The organism is Inhella sp., from assembly GCF_041912635.1.
In the GTDB taxonomy this organism is placed as follows: domain Bacteria; phylum Pseudomonadota; class Gammaproteobacteria; order Burkholderiales; family Burkholderiaceae_C; genus Inhella.
Window position 1 is genome coordinate 52,085 of the sequence record NZ_JAYRMO010000013.1, and the last position, 17,409, is coordinate 69,493.

The 17,409-nt window shown below is 68.9% G+C and carries 16 protein-coding genes and 1 pseudogene; 12 read left to right on the plus strand and 5 right to left on the minus strand.

What is annotated here, in order from left to right:
• Window position 1: 1 nt before the first annotated feature.
• Both phnD and ACE3QP_RS09500 read right to left on the minus strand, forming a co-directional pair.
• A complete protein-coding gene (gene phnD, locus ACE3QP_RS09495; RefSeq protein WP_374435541.1) occupies window positions 2–958 on the minus strand; it encodes a phosphate/phosphite/phosphonate ABC transporter substrate-binding protein in 957 nt (318 codons plus the stop codon).
• Complete coding sequence (locus ACE3QP_RS09500; RefSeq protein WP_374435544.1) at window positions 948–1,943, minus strand: diguanylate cyclase; 996 nt, start codon at window positions 1,941–1,943, stop codon at window positions 948–950. Before ACE3QP_RS09500 ends, phnD begins: the two co-directional genes overlap by 11 nt.
• A gap of 122 nt (window positions 1,944–2,065) precedes the next feature.
• Here ACE3QP_RS09500 and ACE3QP_RS09505 point away from each other — a divergent pair, with 122 nt between their 5' ends.
• A complete protein-coding gene (locus ACE3QP_RS09505; protein WP_374435546.1) occupies window positions 2,066–2,887 on the plus strand; it encodes a substrate-binding periplasmic protein in 822 nt (273 codons plus the stop codon).
• On the plus strand, window positions 2,884–3,681 hold the full coding sequence (locus tag ACE3QP_RS09510; RefSeq protein ID WP_374435548.1) for a substrate-binding periplasmic protein: 798 nt from the start codon (window positions 2,884–2,886) through the stop codon (window positions 3,679–3,681). Before ACE3QP_RS09505 ends, ACE3QP_RS09510 begins: the two co-directional genes overlap by 4 nt.
• On the opposite strand, the gene ACE3QP_RS09515 is transcribed toward ACE3QP_RS09510, so the two are convergent.
• Genes ACE3QP_RS09515 through ACE3QP_RS09525 form a run of 3 tightly spaced genes read right to left on the minus strand, consistent with a single transcriptional unit; the run spans window position 3,678 to window position 7,571 of the window.
• A complete protein-coding gene (locus tag ACE3QP_RS09515; RefSeq protein ID WP_374435550.1) occupies window positions 3,678–4,370 on the minus strand; it encodes an N-acetyltransferase family protein in 693 nt (230 codons plus the stop codon). The two genes, ACE3QP_RS09510 and ACE3QP_RS09515, sit on opposite strands and share 4 nt — an antisense overlap.
• Window positions 4,363–5,358 carry an ABC transporter substrate-binding protein gene (locus ACE3QP_RS09520; RefSeq protein WP_374435552.1) on the minus strand — a complete coding sequence of 332 codons (996 nt, stop codon included), beginning with the start codon at window positions 5,356–5,358 and terminating at the stop codon, window positions 4,363–4,365. The genes ACE3QP_RS09515 and ACE3QP_RS09520 overlap by 8 nt, the downstream gene beginning before the upstream one ends.
• Entirely contained in the window at window positions 5,355–7,571 is a 2,217-nt protein-coding gene (locus ACE3QP_RS09525; RefSeq protein ID WP_374435553.1) for an MFS transporter, read from the minus strand. Before ACE3QP_RS09525 ends, ACE3QP_RS09520 begins: the two co-directional genes overlap by 4 nt.
• 52 nt (window positions 7,572–7,623) lie before the next feature.
• Between ACE3QP_RS09525 and ACE3QP_RS09530 the strand changes: the two genes are divergently transcribed.
• The 10 genes and pseudogenes from ACE3QP_RS09530 to ACE3QP_RS09575 all read left to right on the plus strand — a co-directional run bounded on the left by ACE3QP_RS09530 (window position 7,624) and on the right by ACE3QP_RS09575 (window position 17,406).
• Window positions 7,624–10,026, plus strand: a complete 2,403-nt coding sequence (locus tag ACE3QP_RS09530; protein ID WP_374435555.1) for a cache domain-containing protein — start codon at window positions 7,624–7,626, stop codon at window positions 10,024–10,026.
• Window positions 10,027–10,220: 194 nt separating this feature from the next.
• Window positions 10,221–10,544 carry a hypothetical protein gene (locus tag ACE3QP_RS09535; RefSeq protein ID WP_374435557.1) on the plus strand — a complete coding sequence of 108 codons (324 nt, stop codon included), beginning with the start codon at window positions 10,221–10,223 and terminating at the stop codon, window positions 10,542–10,544.
• A gap of 318 nt (window positions 10,545–10,862) precedes the next feature.
• Window positions 10,863–11,384, plus strand: a complete 522-nt coding sequence (locus tag ACE3QP_RS09540) for a hypothetical protein (RefSeq protein WP_374435559.1) — start codon at window positions 10,863–10,865, stop codon at window positions 11,382–11,384.
• Window positions 11,385–11,471: 87 nt separating this feature from the next.
• Entirely contained in the window at window positions 11,472–12,104 is a 633-nt protein-coding gene (locus tag ACE3QP_RS09545) for a hypothetical protein (RefSeq protein WP_374435560.1), read from the plus strand.
• A gap of 314 nt (window positions 12,105–12,418) precedes the next feature.
• Window positions 12,419–13,072 (plus strand): annotated as a pseudogene (locus tag ACE3QP_RS09550) (Fic family protein); the annotation flags it as partial.
• Between the two features lie 259 nt (window positions 13,073–13,331).
• Window positions 13,332–14,429: a GDP-mannose 4,6-dehydratase gene (gene gmd / locus ACE3QP_RS09555; RefSeq protein WP_374435562.1), complete on the plus strand. Its 1,098-nt coding sequence runs from the start codon at window positions 13,332–13,334 to the stop codon at window positions 14,427–14,429.
• Window positions 14,426–15,355 carry an NAD-dependent epimerase/dehydratase family protein gene (locus ACE3QP_RS09560; protein ID WP_374435564.1) on the plus strand — a complete coding sequence of 310 codons (930 nt, stop codon included), beginning with the start codon at window positions 14,426–14,428 and terminating at the stop codon, window positions 15,353–15,355. Before gmd ends, ACE3QP_RS09560 begins: the two co-directional genes overlap by 4 nt.
• Window positions 15,348–15,752: a hypothetical protein gene (locus ACE3QP_RS09565; RefSeq protein WP_347250014.1), complete on the plus strand. Its 405-nt coding sequence runs from the start codon at window positions 15,348–15,350 to the stop codon at window positions 15,750–15,752. The genes ACE3QP_RS09560 and ACE3QP_RS09565 overlap by 8 nt, the downstream gene beginning before the upstream one ends.
• Window positions 15,749–16,300, plus strand: coding sequence for a methyltransferase domain-containing protein (locus tag ACE3QP_RS09570; RefSeq protein ID WP_374435566.1), 552 nt, complete (start codon window positions 15,749–15,751; stop codon window positions 16,298–16,300). The genes ACE3QP_RS09565 and ACE3QP_RS09570 overlap by 4 nt, the downstream gene beginning before the upstream one ends.
• Entirely contained in the window at window positions 16,297–17,406 is a 1,110-nt protein-coding gene (locus tag ACE3QP_RS09575) for a DegT/DnrJ/EryC1/StrS family aminotransferase (protein WP_374435568.1), read from the plus strand. The genes ACE3QP_RS09570 and ACE3QP_RS09575 overlap by 4 nt, the downstream gene beginning before the upstream one ends.
• Window positions 17,407–17,409 lie beyond the last annotated feature (3 nt).

Here is a 17,409-nt window from a genome sequence, read left to right on the forward strand (position 1 = left end):
GTCAGCGACAGCTCGGCTGCTCGCCCACGCTCCGGTTGAGCTCGCGCATGAAGCCCCAGTCGCGCCGGTAGTCCGCCGCGCGAAAACGCGAACCCGACTGCAGCACATGGTCCGGGCCGTCATAGGCCACCAGGGCCTTGCGCAATTGCTCCACCAGTTGCGGGCGCAGGCGGTGGCTCACGCCCCAGGGCGAATGCGGCAGCAGGGGTGAGGTGTAGATCACGCGCAGGCTGTCGGGGTCCAGCAGTTTCTGGCGCAGCAGATCGGTGCGCACGGCGCTGCCCACGGCCGCGGCCTCGTACAGGCCATTGGCCACGCCCATGATGGAGTTGTCATGCCGGCCGCTGAAGTTGACCTGGTACTCGCGCCCGGCGCGCATCTGGAACTCGCGCTCCAGCAAGGCGCGCGGCAGCTTGTAGCCGCTGGCCGAGCGCTCGTCCACCAGGGTCAGGGTGCGCGCCTTCAGGTCTTCCACGCGGCGCAACGGCGAGTCCGCCGGCACGACGATTTCCATGCGGTAGCCGGCCAGCTCGCCATCGGGCTCGATCGGCTGCGCGATCGGCACATAGCCGCCGCACACCACCTCCTGCTCCACCGAGCCGGTGTGCACGTTCAGCAGGTGCACGCGCTGGGCGTGGAAGGCGGTGATGAGGTCGGCGTAATCCCGCGCGATGAAGTAGGTCACGCGACGCTGCAGCAGGCGCTCCAGGTGCTGGCGAAAGGGCTCGGCACGGGCGGCGCGGGCGTTCATGTCCGAGGTCGGCACATCGGCCATCACCAACGGGTTGGGGTCGATCCACTGGCGCGGGTCCGCCGGGGCGTCGGCCAGCAGGTCGCCGTTGGCATCGCACAGGCCGGGCCCGAGCCGGGCGGCGGGCGGGCAGGCGGCACCCTGCGCGACCAGCGGGGCCAGGCCCAGCATCAGCAGCGTGCGGCGCGCCAGCGCGTCAGGTCTCATGGCTGACCCGGTTGCGGCCCTCGTGCTTGCTGCGGTACAGCGCCGCGTCCGCACGCGCCAGCAGGGCCGGCACTTCGTCGCTGGGCCGCAGGGTGGCCACGCCGAAGCTGCTGGTCTTGTGGCCCACGACCGGAAAGGCATGCGCCGCAATGCTCTCGCGCAGCTTCTCCGCCAGGGCCAGTGCGCCGGCCGGGCCGGTGTCGGGGCAGAGGATCAGGAACTCCTCGCCGCCCCAGCGCCCCACCAGATCGGTGCCCCGCACCCCCTGGCGCAGCAGGTGCGCGAGTTCCGTCAGCACCTGATCCCCCACCGGGTGGCCGTGCTCGTCGTTCACGCGCTTGAAGTGGTCGATGTCCAGCAGGATCAGCGCCAGCGCATGGTCGGCGCGGCCGGAGCGCCGCCATTCCTGTTCCAGCGCTTCGTCCAGCTGGCGGCGGTTGGCCAGGCCGGTCAGCGCATCGGTGCTGGAGAGCCGCTGCAGCTCCCGGTTCGCCGTCTCCAGCTGCGCCGTGCGCTCGGCCACCTTGGCTTCCAGCTCGCGGTTCAGGCGCAAGAGCTCGGCATTGCGCAGGGCCAGCTCGCGGCCCTGGCGGTAGGCGTGGCGTGCGGTCTGCAGCGTCAGCACCAGGTCTTCGTTGTCGAAGGGCTTCTCGATGAAGCGGTACAGCGCCGCCTCGTTGATCGAGCGCTTCACGCCTTCCAGATCGCTCTGCCCGGTCAGCATCACGTTCAGCGTGTGCGGCCAGCGCCGGTGCACCTGCACCAGCAGCTCGTCGCCGCGCATGCCGGGCATGATGAAGTCCGACAGCAGCACGCTGCAGGCCAGGCCCTCGGCGTCCAGCTCCTCCAGGATTTCGAGCGCCTCGGCCCCGCTCTCGGCAATCTCGACCCGCGTGCCCGGCTCCAGCCGCGCCACCAGCAGGCTGCGCAGGCTGCGCAGCACGGTGTGGTCATCATCCACACAGAGCACCACATCGCTGGTCATTGCATCCCCCTCCGGCGCCACTGTGCCCCAGGCCCCGCGGCACCATGCCGATGGAAACCCTAGCCATTTCGGTGCGCCGGCCGCGGGCCGTCACGTTCAAATGGGTGCCTGAGAACGCCGCCATGAACCTGCTCGCCCTGCTTGCCCCCCTGATGTTTGGCGCCAGCCTGGGCGCGCAGGCCGGCTGTTCGCGCCCGCTGGAGGTGCCGGTCGCTCCGATCGGCCTGATGGTCACGGTGGATCAGGGCCAGATCGGCGGCGCCTTCGTCGAGCTGCTGCAGGAGGTGGGCCGTGCCCGGGGCTGCCAGTTCCTCTTCGAAGCCGTGCCGCGCGCCCGCCAGGAAATGCTGTTCCTGGCGCGCCGCGCCGATGTAATGCTGCCGGCCCAGCGTACCGAGCGCCGCGACCCCTTCGGCCAGCATGTGGCCCTGCTGCAGGTGCGCCCCACGCTGGTGGCGCTGCGGCCGCTGCCCGCAGCCGTGCAAAGCCGCGCCAGCCTGCTGAAGGACAGCAATCTGCGCGTGGTGGTGCTGCGCGGTGTGGACAACGGCACCGCCTACCTTGAGCTGCTGGAGCAACTGCGCGCCCAGGGCCGGCTCGTGGTGGAGGCCGACACCGGCGGCGTGGTGCGCGCGCTGCGCGAAGGCCTGGCGGATGCGGCGCTGATGAACCCCGTCATCGTGCAGGGCCAGCTGATGCAGATGCCCGAACTGCGCGGCCTGCAGAACCAGCTGCAGGCCCAGGCCCTGCAGGACCTGGATTGGCACCCCAGCGGCTTCTACCTTTCGCTGGAGCGCCTGCCCGAAGCGGACCGGCAGCTGCTGTCACAGGCCCTGGGGGCCCTGCCTGCCCGCCAGCGCCTGTGGCAGTTGCTGCGCGAGCGCTACCGCGGCAGCCTGCTGGAAGCCGGCTATCGTCCGCTGCCCGAACCGCCCACGCCATGAAGCTCTGGCCCGCCCTGCTCCTGCTGACCGCACTGCCGCAGGCCGTGCAGGCCGGCTGCTCGCGGCCCATCCAGGTGCCGGTGGGGCCGGTGGGGCTGAGCGTGGTCGTCGACGGCGACCAGATCAGCGGCGCCTACCCGCTGCTGCTGCAGCAGCTCGGCGCCACCCAGGGCTGCCGCTTCGTGTTCCAGCCCGTGCCGCGCGCCCGCCTGGAGCGGCTGTTCGAGACCGGCGCGGCCGACCTGATCGTGCCCGCCACCCACTCCGAGCGGCGCGACGCCTACGGCGAATTCGTGCCCCTGATCCTCAGCCGGCCGGCGGCCGTTTCGCTGCAATCACGCCGCGCGCCGCAACTGCACTCCACGGCCGAACTGCTGGGCCGCAAGGAGCTGCGCGTGGTGGTGGTGCGCGGCTTCGATTTCGGCGCGCCCTACCAGCGCCTGGTGGAGCAGCTGCGTGAACAGGGCCGGCTGCAGCAGGAATCGGAAGTCGGCACCCTGCTGCGCGCGCTGCAGGAAGGCCATGCCGACCTGGCCGTGCTCAGCCCCACCAACGTCTACGGCGTGGCGCCGCCCGGCGGCAAGCCGCTCGACCCGCAACTGCGCGTGGAGCCGCTGGACGACCTGCCCTGGCGCGAGGCCGGCTTCTACCTCTCGAACAAGTCGCTCAGCCCGGCCGACCGCGACCTGCTGCGCCAGATGCTGCAGGAGGCCGAACGCAGCGGCGCCGTCTGGCGGGCCCTGAGCCTGGCCTACCCGCCCCAGGCGCTCGAAGGCGCCATGAAGTCGCGTTAAGAGTCAGGGCTGCAGACCTCTGGCGGGCCGTAGCCGATGCGGCCCGCGCCGCTGCGCAGACCCAGCCAGCCCTGGGCCAGGGCGGCCTGCTGGCCCGCCGTGTCGTCAGCCGCCAGCCAGATGGCCACCCGCCCGGCCACCGGCGCGGCGCTGCGGCGCCAGTACACATGGCGTTGCAGGCCACCGGCCTGCTCGCCCAGCCAGACGATGGCCAGGCCCTGGCTCATCAGCCCCTGGCGCGAGAGCGCATTGGCCGGCGCCGCCCGCGCCAGCAGCTCGGGCAGGCCCAGGGCCTGCGCCCGCAGCAGCCGCTGCCGGATCAAGGCTCGGTGCAAGCCCTGCTGGCGCTGTCTCGGCCGAACCATGGCAGCCGAGAGCAGGCCCACGCGGCGCGCCCGCTCGGCCGGCCAGCCCAGGTTCAGCGCGTAGTTGTCGGCGTCCTCGGCCATTGGCAGCGTCAGCGCGGCATAGCCCAGCAACTGGCCGCCCTGCGCCACCACCCAGCTTTCGCCCCGTTGCCCGCAATGGGTCTGAAAGAAGGATTCGGCGCCGCCGAACAGGCGGAACAGGCTGGGGTCGGGCAGCGCGGCCAGCACCGCCTCGTGCAGCGCGTGCAGCGCTGGCACATCACCGGCCTGGGCCGGGCGCAGCTGGCAACCGGGCGGCAGCTCCGGGGCGGCTTCAGGCATCAAGGTCTTCCTCCAGCAGCTCCGCGTGGTGCACCAGGCTCAGCGGCGGCAGCAGCTTCAGGCGCCGCGCCAGGGGCATGCGCAGCTGCAGCGCAAAGCGGCTCAGGGTTTCGATGGGCAGGCTGGCCGGCGCGCGGCCCTCGCGCAGGATCTGCTCGGCCTTGTAGGCGGCGAACTGGCCCACGCTGCGGTAGCGGCTCACCAGGCCCAGCAGCGCGCCGGCCGCCACCTGCTGCTCGGTGCTGGCCAGGCTGGGCAGGCGCAGGGCCTCGGCCGCCGGCAGCACCACGGCCTTGAGCTGGGTGGTGAGGAAGGAATCGGGCGGCAGGTAGAGCCATTCGGCGCCGGCGCGCTGCAGCTCGGCCAGCAGGCCGGGGGCGCTGGCGGCCAGGGGCTTGCCGGCGCCGTCGCTGGAAAGCGGGCGTCTGATGAGCTCGATGCCGCGCGCGGCTGCCCGCAGGGCCAGCTCGTCCAGCACGGCGCGCGAATTGGGTTCGTTGGCGCTGTAGAGCGCGCCGAGGCGCCGCACCGGCCGGTAGGAGGCCAGCAGGCCCAGCTGCGCCGCCACCGGCGGCAGGTGGCTCACGCCCGTCAGATTGCGGCCCGAACTGGCCAGGCTGGGCACGATGCCCGCCCCCACGGGCGAAGCCACCAAGCTGAAGACGATCGGCACACCCACCAGATGGCGCGCCGGGTCCGCCCCCTTCCAGGGCCCGGCCACGCCCAGGGTCACGGGCGAGCCCCAGCAGTGCACCAGGTCCGGCCGCGCGGCGCGGATCTCGGCCACCACCGCCGGCAGGCGCGCGGGGTCGAGGGCGATGTCGCGGTGCGTGAACTCGGCCGCCAGGCCGCGGGATTTGAAGTGCTCGACGAAGCCCTGCTCCACATCCGTCCAGCCGCGGTAGGTGACGAGCCAGATGCGCCAGGGCTTGGCCGCCTGGGCCAGCGCCGGCAGCAGGGGCAAGAACAGACGGCCGCGCGCCTTCATGCCCGCTCCCACCGCCCGGCGCGCGCCAGCACCCAGGCCCCGGCCAGCAGCACCAGCGCCGCCAGGCCCAGGTAGGCGCCGCCCAGGCCCCAAGGCCCCACCAGGGCCGCGGCCACCAGCGGGCCCAGCGCGTTGCCCAGGCGCTCCAGCAGGCGGTAGAAGCCGTACACGGCGCCCGGCCCATGGGCCTGCAACTCGGCCGCGCAGAGCTGGGCCAGCCAGCTGCTCTGCGCGGCGATGGAGACCCCCTGCCCCGCGCCCAGCACGGCCATCGCCGCCATCACCGGCCACAGGCCACCGCCCGCCAGCAGGGCCAGCGCGCCCGCGGTGGAAAGCAGCAGGCCCAGCCCCACCAACCGGCCCAGCGGCCAGCCGCGCTCGGCCGCGCGCGTGCCCAGCGGCAGCGTGGCCAGCAGGCAGAGCGCGTACAGCATCTGCGCACGCCCGGCAGCGGCGGCCGTTTCGCCCTGCGCCGCCAGCAGCAGCGGCACCAGGTAGAAGCAGCCGCCCGCCAGCAGCAGCTTGGCCGGCAAGGCCGCGGCCAGGCTGATGCCGCGGAAGCCCGCCTGGCGCAGCAGCCGGCCCAGATCACCGAGCGAGAGCGGCGCACCGGCCGGCGCCTGCCCCGGTTCGCGCGGCAGGCCGAAGCAGGCCAGCCAGGCCAGCAGCGCCCACAGCGCCGCCAGCGCGAAGGCGCCGCGCGGCCCCAGGTAATCGGCCGCCAGGCCGCCCAGCGGCGGCCCGCACACGCCCGCCACCATGATGGCGCTGACAAACCCGGCAAAGGCGCGCGTGCGTTCTGGCGCACTGCTGTGCGCCACCACCAGGCCCTGCCCGGCCACGAACACCAGCGCAAAGGCCAGGCCCCCCAGCGCGCGCCACAGCAGCAGCGCCGCGGTGCTGGGCGCCAGCGCCGCGCCCAGCAGGGCCAGCGCACCCAGCGCCGCGCCGCTGGCCAGCGCGCGCCGCCGGCCCAGGCGCTCGCTCCAGCGGCCCAGGCCGGGCTGGCCCAGCGCCACCATCAACATGAAGACGACGATGGGCAGGCCCGCCACCCAGTGCGAGGCACCCTCGCCCAGGCTGCGCGCAAAGCCGGGCAGGAAGGCGCGCGTGAACTCCTCGCCCAGCATGAAGAGCAGCAGCGGCAGGCGCAGGCGCGCCAGCACCTGGCCATCGCCCACCGCCTGGCGCGCCAGCGCCGCGCGCTGCAGCTCGCGCACAACGAAGGCCGCCACCACGCCCACCACGGCCAGGTCCAGCAGCAGCTCGCGCAGCGTGCGCTGCAGCGGCTCGGGGCTCACACGCACCTCCACCTGGCCCAGGCGCTGCCCGCTGGCCGAAAGGGCCACCGCCTGCGCCGGCTGCGCCAGGGCGCTGCCGCTTTCGAAACGCAGCACGCCCTGGGCATCGCGCAGGCCCAGCCAGGCCAGCTCGGGATGCTGCTCGCGCTGCGCCGCCAGGTAGTCCGCCACCCCCACCAGCTCGGGCAGCGCCATGCCGTGCTGCAAGGCCTTGCCCACCAGCTGCGCCACCGAAGCCCCCACCACCTCGGCCTTGCGCTCCAGCGCCGGCATCAGCGTGGCCTGCACGGCGCGCTGGTTCAGGCCATAGGCCAGCAGCAGCGCGGCCAGCAGGCCGGCCGGCACGGCCCAGGTTTGCAGGCGCGGCAGCCGGCTGAAGACGAGGCTGAGCAAGGTGCCCACCAGCGTGGCCAGCAGGCCCACCTGCAGCAGCTGGGCGCGCAGGCCCGCCAGGGCCTGGTGTTCCGCCGCCAGGCCGTACACCACCAGCACCTGGCCCACCGGCAGGTCAAAGGCGGTGCGCAGGGTTTCGGTGCGCACCGGCGCGGCGCCGGCCCGCCAGGCCTGGCCCAGGCGCTGGGCCTCGGTGCTGAACAGCACGCGCCCGCCGGCATCCAGCACATGCAAGGCGGTGATGGCCGCATCGGCCCGGCGCTCGCGCGCCAGCAGGTCCGGCACCGCGGCGGCCGATTCCAGCGGCAGCCCCAGCGCCAGCGTGGCCTGCAGGCCCTCGCGCAGCGCCGCCGCCGGCACGCCCATGCGGGCCTGCGCAGCGGCTTCCAGCGCGCGTTCCAGCTTCAGCAGGCTGAGCCAGCCGCACAACGCCAGGCCCAGCGCGCACACCAGCGCCGCCACCGCGGCGCGGCGGAGCCATCTGAGCCAGGGCGAGGGTTCTTGCGGGGCGTGGGACAAGGCGCTGCGCAGGGAGTGCGAGCTATCGTAGCGACGCAACTTCCAGCCCCCCATGCCTGAAAGCCCCCGCGCCGCGCCGCCCCCGTTGGACCCCGACGCCACCGTGCTGCGCCCGGCCGCGCCCCCGCCGCTGACCGACACCCAGGCTACCCAACGCCTCTCCCGGCCGGTGTTCGACGACGACGCCACGATCATTCGCCCGGCCAAGCCCATCCAACCACGACCGCCCCTGCCCGCGCAGCCGCAGCTGCCCCTGGCCCTGACCCCCGGCTACCGCCTGCACGAATACCGCATCGACGCCCTGCTCGGCCAGGGTGGCTTCGGCATCACCTACCTGGCCACCGACGTCAACCTGAATGCCAAGGTGGCGATCAAGGAATACCTGCCGGCCCAGTTTGCTCAGCGCGCGCAGGACAGCACCGTGCGCCCGCGCGCCACCGCCTGGCTGCCCACCTTGCTGGAAGGCCTGGAACAGTTCCTGGTGGAGGCACGCACCCTGGCCACCTTCCGCCACCCGCACATCGTGCGCGTGGCGCGCTTCTTCGAAGCCAACCGCACCGCCTACATGGTGCTGGACTACGAGCGCGGCCAGACCCTGCAGCGCTGGTGGCGCGAACCGCATCAGCAACCCACGCGCAGCCGCCTGCTGGGCGGCCGCGCCGCCCGCAGCGGCGCCGCGCTGGACGAACCCGAACTGCTGCTGCTGCTGGCCCCGCTGCTTGACGGCCTGGACCTGGTGCACCGCAGCGGCGTGCTGCACCGTGACATCAAGCCCGACAACCTGTGCGTGCGCGAAGAAGACGGCAGCCTGGTGCTGCTGGACTTCGGCGCCGCCCGCCCGGCGCGTGGCGCAGAGGTCGCCGACGCCCCCCAGGTGCTGACCCCCGGCTACGCCCCCATCGAGCAGTACAGCGGCCTCAGCCAAGGCCCCTGGACCGACCTCTACGCCCTGGCCGCCACCCTGTACTGGATGGTGACGGCTAAGCGCCCGATCGAAGCCCCGCTGCGCCAGGCCAAGCCAGAGGCCCACCAGAGCGCCGAGCAACTCGGCGCCGAACGCTGGAGCCGCGAGTTCCTGCGCGCCATCGACTGGGGCCTGCAGCTCCAGCCGCAAGACCGCCCACAAACCGTGGCCGCCTTCCGCCAGGCCTTGTTTGCCGCGCACTCCGGCAGCCTGGGCCTGCAGGAAGCCCTGGCCGCCGGCACCGCCGCGCCCAAGGATCGGCCGGGCCTGCGCCCGGCTCGCGCCCTCTGGCACCCCGCCGCCTGGCCCTTCGCCTGGAAGATGGGCGCCGCCCTGGTGCTGGCCGCCCTGCTGCCCATGAGCCTGAGCGGCCTCTACAACTACCGCCAGAGCGTGGCCGCGCTGGCCGCAGCCGAGCAACGCAGCCTGGAGCAACTGGCCAGCGCCACCGCCGGCCGCCTGGCCCAGCTGCTGCAGGACTGCCGGCGCGTGGCCGCCTTCGTGGCCGAGGACCGCGAGGTCCAGGCCCTGCTGGAGCAAGCCAGCCCCGAAGACCCCCAGGCAGAGGCCCGCGCCCCGCTGCTGCGCCGCCTGGCCAGCCTGGTGGCCACCAACCCCGACCTGCACCTCATCACCCTGATGGACCGCAAGGGCGAGGCCTTGGTGTCCACTGCCCCCGAGGTGGTGGGCGGGAACTACGGCTTCCGCGACTACTACCGCCGGGCCATGGCCGGCCAGGCCAACACCACCAGCATCATCATCGGCGCCGTGGCCGGCCGCGCCGGCGCCTACCTGGCCCAGCCCGTGCGCTCCCGCGCCGGCCCGGTGGTGGGCGCCGTGGTGCTGCGCCTGCGCGCCGAAACCATCGGCCACCTGGTGGACGCCGCCCGCACCCCCACGCGCGAGCCCTTCCTGGTGGATGGCGACGGCGTGCTCATCCACCACCGCGACCAAGCCCTGCGCTTTCGCAGCCTGGCCCCGCTCTCCGCCCCGCAGCAGGCCGAAATCAAGGCCGACCAACGCTTCCGCCGCGACCGCGTCGAGCACCTGGCCATGCCCGAACTGGCCCGCGCCGTGGTGGGCGCCCGCCGCGAGGGCCATGTCAGCTACGCCTCCACCGTGTCCCACACCGAGGAAGTGGCCGGCTTCGCCCCGGTGGAGGGGCATGACTGGGTGGTCGGCGTCACCGAAACCCACGACAGCTTCGAAGCCCCGCTGCGCCGCGTCTTCCACCAGGTGCTGCTGGGTCTGGGCGCCGTCGGCCTGCTCTCCGTCCTCCTGGCGCTCGCCTTCGCCCGCAGCATCGTCCGCCCCATCCGCCGCCTGACCGAAGCCGCCGAGGCGCTGAAGCGCGGCGATTACGACGCGGCGCAGGTGAAGGTGACGCGGAGTGATGAGATTGGCTTATTGGGGCGGACCTTCAACGTGATGATTGATGTGTTGAGGCAGCGGGAGAGGGAGAGGGTTTTGAGGGGGTCGGAGCGAAAATAGGGTGCGCGATTGCATGGCGCTGTTTGCCAGGAAAAGTGCTCGTAAGTGCCACTGAATGCGTGTCAAACCTAGGACTTTCCCCAAGGCGGCCAACGGATAGCAACAGGGCGCGTTCTCCGCCACGGTCGGCGCAGGAAATCGCTTCTATGCTCCGAATTCCACCACACAAACTACATCACTCTTGGAGATGCCGAATGTCTGATGCCGAAGCTCAAACCAGCGAGCCCCAAATGACTGTCGGGAAAGCAATTGGCGTGTATGTCGCGTGCCTGATCGCGCTTTTCGTGTTGATCTCCCTTACAGCCAACATCAAGAGTTTTCCCGGTTCCGCAGCCTTCGTCGGTTACCTTGCTTTAGGCTTCCTTCTAAACCGTGTGGTACTCAGGGGTTTGATCGAGTGGCACCCTATGTACAATACCCTGAAAAACGTTTCCTCTGCCAAGCTGGGCATGCTGGTTCTCTGGCCCATCAGGTATCTCGTTCTGTTCTTCCAGTTGCTCGTGACCAAGCATCTTTGAGCCGAGCATTTTGCAAGTGCATCCACTCGGCTGATTCGCTTGATGCTCACTTGTTGCCTGCAAAACCAAATTGCCCAGGATCCTCGCTCAGTGAAATTTCATTCTTATGGAGTGCACTCGGGCCGACCGGCTCCTCTATATTGCTTGGTGCCAGAACGATTGTGTACACCGGGCGGCAATGGCTTCGCAGCGCTCTTGAAAAGTACACAACCAAGTACGTCGCAAGCAAGACCCAGTAATTCTTGCCGGCATTTGGTCCATTGGCATGGCTGATGCCAACTTTTGTACAGCGTTTGTTTTTTAGCTGGAGCGTGAACTATGTCTTCTGTCCGGATTTTTTGTTTTCAGGCTCTGATAGCCATTCTCGGCACCGCAAACGCACAGAGCCCCGAGATCGATTTTGAGCCGCTCTTGGCAGGAGGGCTACCGAAGTTTTCGAGCACTCAAATCGAAGCATTGACGAAGGAGTTTAATCGGCCATTGGAAGGCACAGCACTAAATGAGGGCAGAGCTTCCGCTTCGAACGCGATCCTGCGGGTCGTAAGGGCGATGGCTTGCTCCGACTCTGATATGCCGATCAAGGATCGATTGAAGGATCTTCTGCCTGAGGGTCGCGCTGGAAATACCTATATTTCGCCAAAAATTGGAATGAAGTATCACCCAGCAGCCACCTGCCTTTCTGTGCAGAAAACAAGCGACTGGCGTATGGAGGCGAAAAATGCCATCGCCTTCAGGGTTTTATACAACTCAGATGAGAGCGGCGCATCAAAACATCAGAAGTATGTCTTCATGCGCCAGCCTGACGGCTCTTGGTTACTAAAATCGATGACACCTTGGTGACCGATCTCATTCAATAGACGAAAAACCAAAGATATCCTTCTTGCTGATAGCATTCGCGTCCATCACATCAGACCATTAGACAGGCTTATGAAGATCATTTCTGCGGTTACCCTTGCTGTTGCATTGGCTTCGTTAGCCGGATGTGGAAGCAAAATGGACGCAAGCGAACGAAATTTTGAAGCCGCGCTGCAACGTCATTTCGATAAGTATGGGCTGCAGTGCATAAGAGTAAGTTTGCCACTCGATCCCCATCCCTACCAGCCCTATCTGGAGGAGGAAAAGTGGAAGGCGCTTGAGGCTGTCGGGCTACTAAAGGGGGAGGAGACAGAGCTCGAGCTCAAAGGCACTTTTGGCGGAAAATATAAGAAGAAGGTCAAGAAGTACGCCGTGGCGGATGCGGCGAAGCAACAGGCCAAATTCATTAAGAGAAACTCCGATGCCAGGGGCAATCAACCTTCTGACCAAGAGGTTGCATTCTGCTGGGGAACAAAGAAGCTCGTTAAAGTTATCAAATGGATTGGCCCCATGAAACTCGGTGATTATCAAGAGGCCTCGGTTGAGTATGAATATCAGTTTTTGAATTTTTCTGAATGGGCGAAGAGGCCTGAAGTTCTAAGAGCATTTCGCGAGATTCGCGATCAAGTGGGAGTTGGAAACCGCGCAAAGATGGGCGTACTCCTGACGAGTAATGGGTGGGAAGCGAAGCCGGCTTACCAGTAGGGCACTTCGCGTAACCCGGTTTTCTCGGCATGAACCGGCGTGAAGTCACCCGCAGCGCTCGGATCGAGGGTTTGGGCTTGTTCCAGATCCGGCTGACGTGCTGATCGTCGGCGCTGTGCGCCCTGCAAGACCCGCATTGCGAGCACTGCAGGCGCACCTCGCCCCTCATCGCACCCAGCCCGACGAGTCGTTGCCCACAGGGCGCCAGAGGGCGCCAGGGTCAGGCCTTTACTTTTTAGCCCGGCCCCTCCGTGCGGCAAATCCGCCGCCTATTCGTCGCATCATCTGCGGCGATTGGCGCGACGACGCCAATGCGCCAGCGCGTGCACTTCGAGGCCCCGCCGGCCGAACGGCTGGAGCCGGAAACCACCCGCTTTCTGGCCTGGGCCAACTGCGCCAGCGGCGAGCCGCCGCTGCTCAAGGCCGGGCTGGCGCATCTGTGGTTCGTCACCCTGCACCCTTTCGACGATGGCAATGGCCGCATCGCGCGGGCGCTGGGCGACCTCTTCCTGGCCCGCGCCGACGGCAGCCCGCAGCGCTTCTACAGCCTCTCGGCCCAGATCCAGCGCGAGCGCAAGGGCTATTACGAGATGCTGGAGCGCACCCAGAAGGGCTCGCTGGACGTGACCGAATGGCTGCTCTGGTTCCTGGCCGCGCTGCAGCGCGCGCTGGAGCAGGCGCACCTGGGGCTGGATGCGGTGCTGGACAAGACGCGCTTTTGGCAGCAACGGCAGCAGGGGCATGCGCCTGGCGCGGCGCCGCTGAACGAGCGGCAGCAAAAGCTGCTGAACCGCCTGCTTGACGGCTTCGAGGGCAAGCTGACCAGCAGCCGCTGGGCCGCAATCGCCCACTGCTCGCCCGACACGGCGCTGCGCGACATCACCGACCTGCTAGCGCGCGGCGTGCTGCGCAAGACTGCAGCCGGGGGGCGCAGCACCAGCTACGAGCTCAACCAGCCCATGCGATAGGCCACCCGCCCCACTCCACACACCCCACCGGCGTCCTCGGTCTCCCCGGATCAGGAGGGCGGGGCACCCTGCGCAGGGAAGTGAAGGAGGAATCCGCTGCGCCGGCAGCGCAGCGGAGGGGGACATGGACGGAGCAGGGTGCCCCGCCCTCCTGATCCCGCAACAGCCTCACTCAAGCTGGCCGCAAGCGACCGAAGCCCCCGGAAAACCCACCCTTCTCCGCCCTCTGAGCCCCGCAGAGCGGCGGCATCATGCCGGGATGAGTGCTGAAGAAACTCCGAATCGCCCCAAGCGCGCCTTTCTCACCGGCATCACCGGGCAGGATGGTTCCTACCTGGCCGAGTTCCTGCTGGAAAAGGGCTACGAGGTGCACGCCATCCTGCGCCGCAGCTCGGTGTTCACGTCCACCCGCATCGACCACATCATTCACCACGAGCGGCTGCACACCTACCACGGCGATCTGGCGGATTCGAGCAATCTGCATTCGCTGCTGAACCGCATCGAGCCCGACGAGATCTACAACCTGGGCGCACAAAGCCATGTGGCGGTGAGCTTCGAGGTGCCGGAGTACACCGCCGAGGTGGATGCGCTGGGCACCATCCGGCTGCTGAACGCGGTGAAGGACCTGGGGATGCGCCCGCGCTTCTACCAGGCCAGCACCTCGGAGCTGTTCGGCGGCCTGCCGGGTACGGCGCCGCAAAGCGAATCCACGCCCTTCTACCCCAAGAGCCCTTACGGCGCGGCCAAGCTCTACGCCTACTGGATCACGGTGAACTACCGGGAGTCCTATGGGCTCTATGCCTGCAACGGCATCCTCTTCAACCACGAGAGCCCGCGCCGCGGCGAGACCTTCGTGACCAAGAAGATCAGCAAGGCGGCCGCCCGCATTGCCCAGGGGCGCCAGCAGGTGCTGGCCCTGGGCAATCTGGACGCCAAGCGCGACTGGGGTTACGCCAAGGATTACGTGGAAGCCATGTGGGGCATGCTGCAGCTGGAGCAGCCTACCGACCTGGTGATTGCCTCGGGCGAGACCCACACGGTGCGCGAATTTGCCGCCCTGGCCTTCGAGGCCGCGGGCATCGAGCTGGACTGGCAGGGCGAAGGCGTGAACGAGCGCGGCATCTGCCGCCGCACGGGCCAGACCCGCGTGATGGTGGACCCGAAATACTTCCGGCCCGCCGAGGTGGAGCTGCTGTGGGGCAACCCGGCCAAGGCGCGCGAGCTGCTGGGCTGGCAGCCGCGCACCTCGTTCGCCGAGCTGGTGCGCCTGATGGTGGCCTACGACCTGAAGTTCGACGACTACGGCGGTGACGGCGTGGTGCCGGCCGGTGCCATGCGCCAGGGGCCACAACCATGATTCTGGTGACGGGTGCCACCGGCTTCCTGGGCAAACAGGTCTGCGCCCTGTTGGAGCAACAAGGCCGGCCCTTTGTGCGCGCCTCGCTGAGCCTGGGCACGGATTTGCGCGATGCCGCCGCCACCCAGGCCCTGTTCGAGCGCGTGTTTGCCGGCCAGGCACAGCGCCAGGTCATCCACTGCGCGGCCTTTGTGGGCGGCATCCAGTTCGGGCTCAAGCATGCGGCCGAGCTGTTCCACCACAACCTGGCCATGACGCTCAGCCTGCTGGAAGCCTGCAAGGCACATGGCGTGCAGCGCATGGTCAACCCGATCAGCAACTGCGCCTACCCGGCCGCGGCCACCTTGTTCAAGGAAGAAGAGTTCTGGGACGGCCCGCTGCACGACTCCGTGCTGGTCTACGGCTTTGCACGCAAGGCCAGCTGGGTGGGCGCCTATGCCTACCACCAGCAGCATGGGCTGGATGTGCTGAACCTGATCCTCTCCAACATGTACGGCCCGGGGGACCACTTCGAGCCCGAGCGCAGCCATGCGCTGGGCGCGCTGATCCACCGCATCCATGAGGCCAAGCGCCAGGGCGCGCCCGAGGTGGTGGTGTGGGGCAGCGGCAAGCCGGTGCGCGAATGGCTGCATGTGGAAGACGGCGCCGAGGCCCTGGTGCGCGGCCTGGATGCCCCGCCCTGTGTGGACCCGGTGAACATCGGCGTGGCGTCTGGCATCAGCATCCTGGACATGGCGCAGCTGATTGCCGACGAGCTGGGCTACCCCGGCCAGCTGCGTACCGACCCGAGCAAGCCCGACGGCGCCCCCTACAAAACCGTGGACGGCAGCCGCGGCGAGGCCCTGCTGGGCTGGCGCCCGCAGCGCGAGTTCCGCCAGGGCGTGCGCGACACCATCCACTGGTACTTGAAGAACCACCATGCATGAAGTGATCCACGAGGGCCTGGTGCTGGCCCGCCACATCCCCGCCAGCGAGGCCTGGGGCGATGGGCTCAAGTTCTTCAGCCCCGACAGCGACTACATCCAGGTGGGCAGCTGGGGCTACCCGGCCGGCAAGGAGCTGCTGGCGCACAGCCACAACGAGGCCCACCGCGACGTGGCCTGGACGCAGGAGGTGCTCTACATCCGCCGCGGCCGCCTGCGCGCCCGGGTGTACACGCCCGACGACCAGCTGCTGACCACGCTGGAAGCCGGCGAAGGCGATGTGCTGGTGCTGCTGCGCGGCGGCCATGGCTACGACATCCTGGAAGACGGCACGCAAGTGCTGGAGATCAAGAACGGGCCGTACCTGGGCCCCGATGTGGACCGGAGACGCCTGAAGTGAAGTTGCACCTCGGCTGCTGGCACCGCCAGATCCCCGGCTTCGTGCATGTGGACCTGTGCGACCTGCCGCACATCGACCACCAGCACCGCATCGACCAACTGCCCTTCATCGCAGACAACAGCGCCGAGCTGATTTACTGCAGCCACGCCTTCGAGTACTTCGACCGCCAGCAGGCCGTGGCCGTGTTGGCCGAGTGGCGGCGCGTGCTGGCGCCGGGCGGCGTGCTGCGCCTGGCAGTGCCGGACTTCGAGGCGCTGATCCAGGTCTACCGCCAGACAGGCGCGATCGAACGCGTGCTGGGGCCCCTGTACGGCCGCATGGAAATCCAGACCGCCAGCGGCCCCGAGTGCCTGTATCACAAGACCTGCTACGACGAGTGTTCGCTCGGCGCGCTGCTGGAAGCCAATGGCTTCACCCAGCCGCGCCGCTGGGACTGGCGCGCCACCGAGCACGCGGGCGTGGACGACCACTCGCAGGCCTATTTCCCCCATATGCAGAAGGACACCGGCATCCTGGTGTCCTTGAATGTTGAAGCGATCAAAGCATGAGCCAGCAAGCCTTCATCCCGCAGATGCGCCCGCTGTTCGGCGCCCCCGAAAAAGAAGAGCTGCTGCGCTACCTGGACGAGGACGGCTTCTTCACCGAGTTCGAGCGCACGGCGGCCTTCGAGCGCGCGATCGCCGAGTTCACCGGCGCCAAGCATTGCGTGGTCGTCAACAACGGCACCGTGAGTCTGAGCCTGGCCGCGTTGGCGGTGGGCGTGGGCCCGGGGGACGAGGTGATCTGCCCGAACTACACCATGATCGCCACACCCAACAGCGTGCACATGCTGGGCGCCCAGCCGGTGTTCGTGGACGTGGAGCCGGACACCTTGATCCTGCACCCCGAGGCGGTGCGCCGGGCGATCACGCCGCGCACAAAAGCCATCATGCTGGTGAGCGCCAACGGCCGTGCGCCCTCCTCTGCTGCAGGTGGCATCGAAGCCTTCGAGGCCCTGGCGCGCGATACCGGCGTGGCCTTGATCGAGGACGCCGCGCAATCCCTGGGCAGCTGGTACGCCGACGGCCGCCACATCGGCCGCGCCGGCGCGATCGGCTCCTTCAGCTTCAGCGCGCCCAAGATCATCAGCACCGGCCAGGGCGGCGCCCTGATCACCGACGACGACGCCTTGGCCGACAAACTCAAGCGCCTGAAGGACTTCGGCCGCGCGCGCGGCGGCACGGACATCCACGACAGCATCGGCTTCAACTTCAAGTTCACCGAGCTGCAGGCCTGCGTGGGCCTGGCCCAGATGCGCCAGCTGCCCGAGCGCCTGCCGCGCAAGAAGGCGATCTGGCAGCGCTACTGGGATGGCCTGCAGGGCGTGCCGGGCGTGCAGCTGTTCGCGCACGACACGCAGCTGTGCACGCCCTGGTTCATCGACGGCCGCTTTGAGCGCCGGGAGGAGTTGGCCGCGCACCTGAAGGCGGCCGGCATCGGCACGCGCACCATGTACCCGCCGATCCACCAGCAGAAGGCCTACGACCTGCCGGGCAGCTACCCGGTCAGCGAGGCCATCGGCCGCGAAGGGCTGTGGCTGCCTTCGATGATCCAGCTGGAGGATGCGCAGGTGGATCGCATCTGCGCGGAGATCCGCCGCTTCTACAACGCCTGAAGC

Bases quoted from the DNA above. Each gene is read 5' to 3' on its own strand.
- phnD (WP_374435541.1), bottom strand. From the start codon at position 958: ATGAGACCTGACGCGCTGGCGCGCCGCACGCTGCTGATGCTGGGCCTG.
- ACE3QP_RS09500 (WP_374435544.1), bottom strand. From the start codon at position 1,943: ATGACCAGCGATGTGGTGCTCTGTGTGGATGATGACCACACCGTGCTG.
- ACE3QP_RS09505 (WP_374435546.1), top strand. From the start codon at position 2,066: ATGAACCTGCTCGCCCTGCTTGCCCCCCTGATGTTTGGCGCCAGCCTG.
- ACE3QP_RS09510 (WP_374435548.1), top strand. From the start codon at position 2,884: ATGAAGCTCTGGCCCGCCCTGCTCCTGCTGACCGCACTGCCGCAGGCC.
- ACE3QP_RS09515 (WP_374435550.1), bottom strand. From the start codon at position 4,370: ATGCCTGAAGCCGCCCCGGAGCTGCCGCCCGGTTGCCAGCTGCGCCCG.
- ACE3QP_RS09520 (WP_374435552.1), bottom strand. From the start codon at position 5,358: ATGAAGGCGCGCGGCCGTCTGTTCTTGCCCCTGCTGCCGGCGCTGGCC.
- ACE3QP_RS09530 (WP_374435555.1), top strand. From the start codon at position 7,624: ATGCCTGAAAGCCCCCGCGCCGCGCCGCCCCCGTTGGACCCCGACGCC.
- ACE3QP_RS09535 (WP_374435557.1), top strand. From the start codon at position 10,221: ATGTCTGATGCCGAAGCTCAAACCAGCGAGCCCCAAATGACTGTCGGG.
- ACE3QP_RS09540 (WP_374435559.1), top strand. From the start codon at position 10,863: ATGTCTTCTGTCCGGATTTTTTGTTTTCAGGCTCTGATAGCCATTCTC.
- ACE3QP_RS09545 (WP_374435560.1), top strand. From the start codon at position 11,472: ATGAAGATCATTTCTGCGGTTACCCTTGCTGTTGCATTGGCTTCGTTA.
- gmd (WP_374435562.1), top strand. From the start codon at position 13,332: ATGAGTGCTGAAGAAACTCCGAATCGCCCCAAGCGCGCCTTTCTCACC.
- ACE3QP_RS09560 (WP_374435564.1), top strand. From the start codon at position 14,426: ATGATTCTGGTGACGGGTGCCACCGGCTTCCTGGGCAAACAGGTCTGC.
- ACE3QP_RS09565 (WP_347250014.1), top strand. From the start codon at position 15,348: ATGCATGAAGTGATCCACGAGGGCCTGGTGCTGGCCCGCCACATCCCC.
- ACE3QP_RS09575 (WP_374435568.1), top strand. From the start codon at position 16,297: ATGAGCCAGCAAGCCTTCATCCCGCAGATGCGCCCGCTGTTCGGCGCC.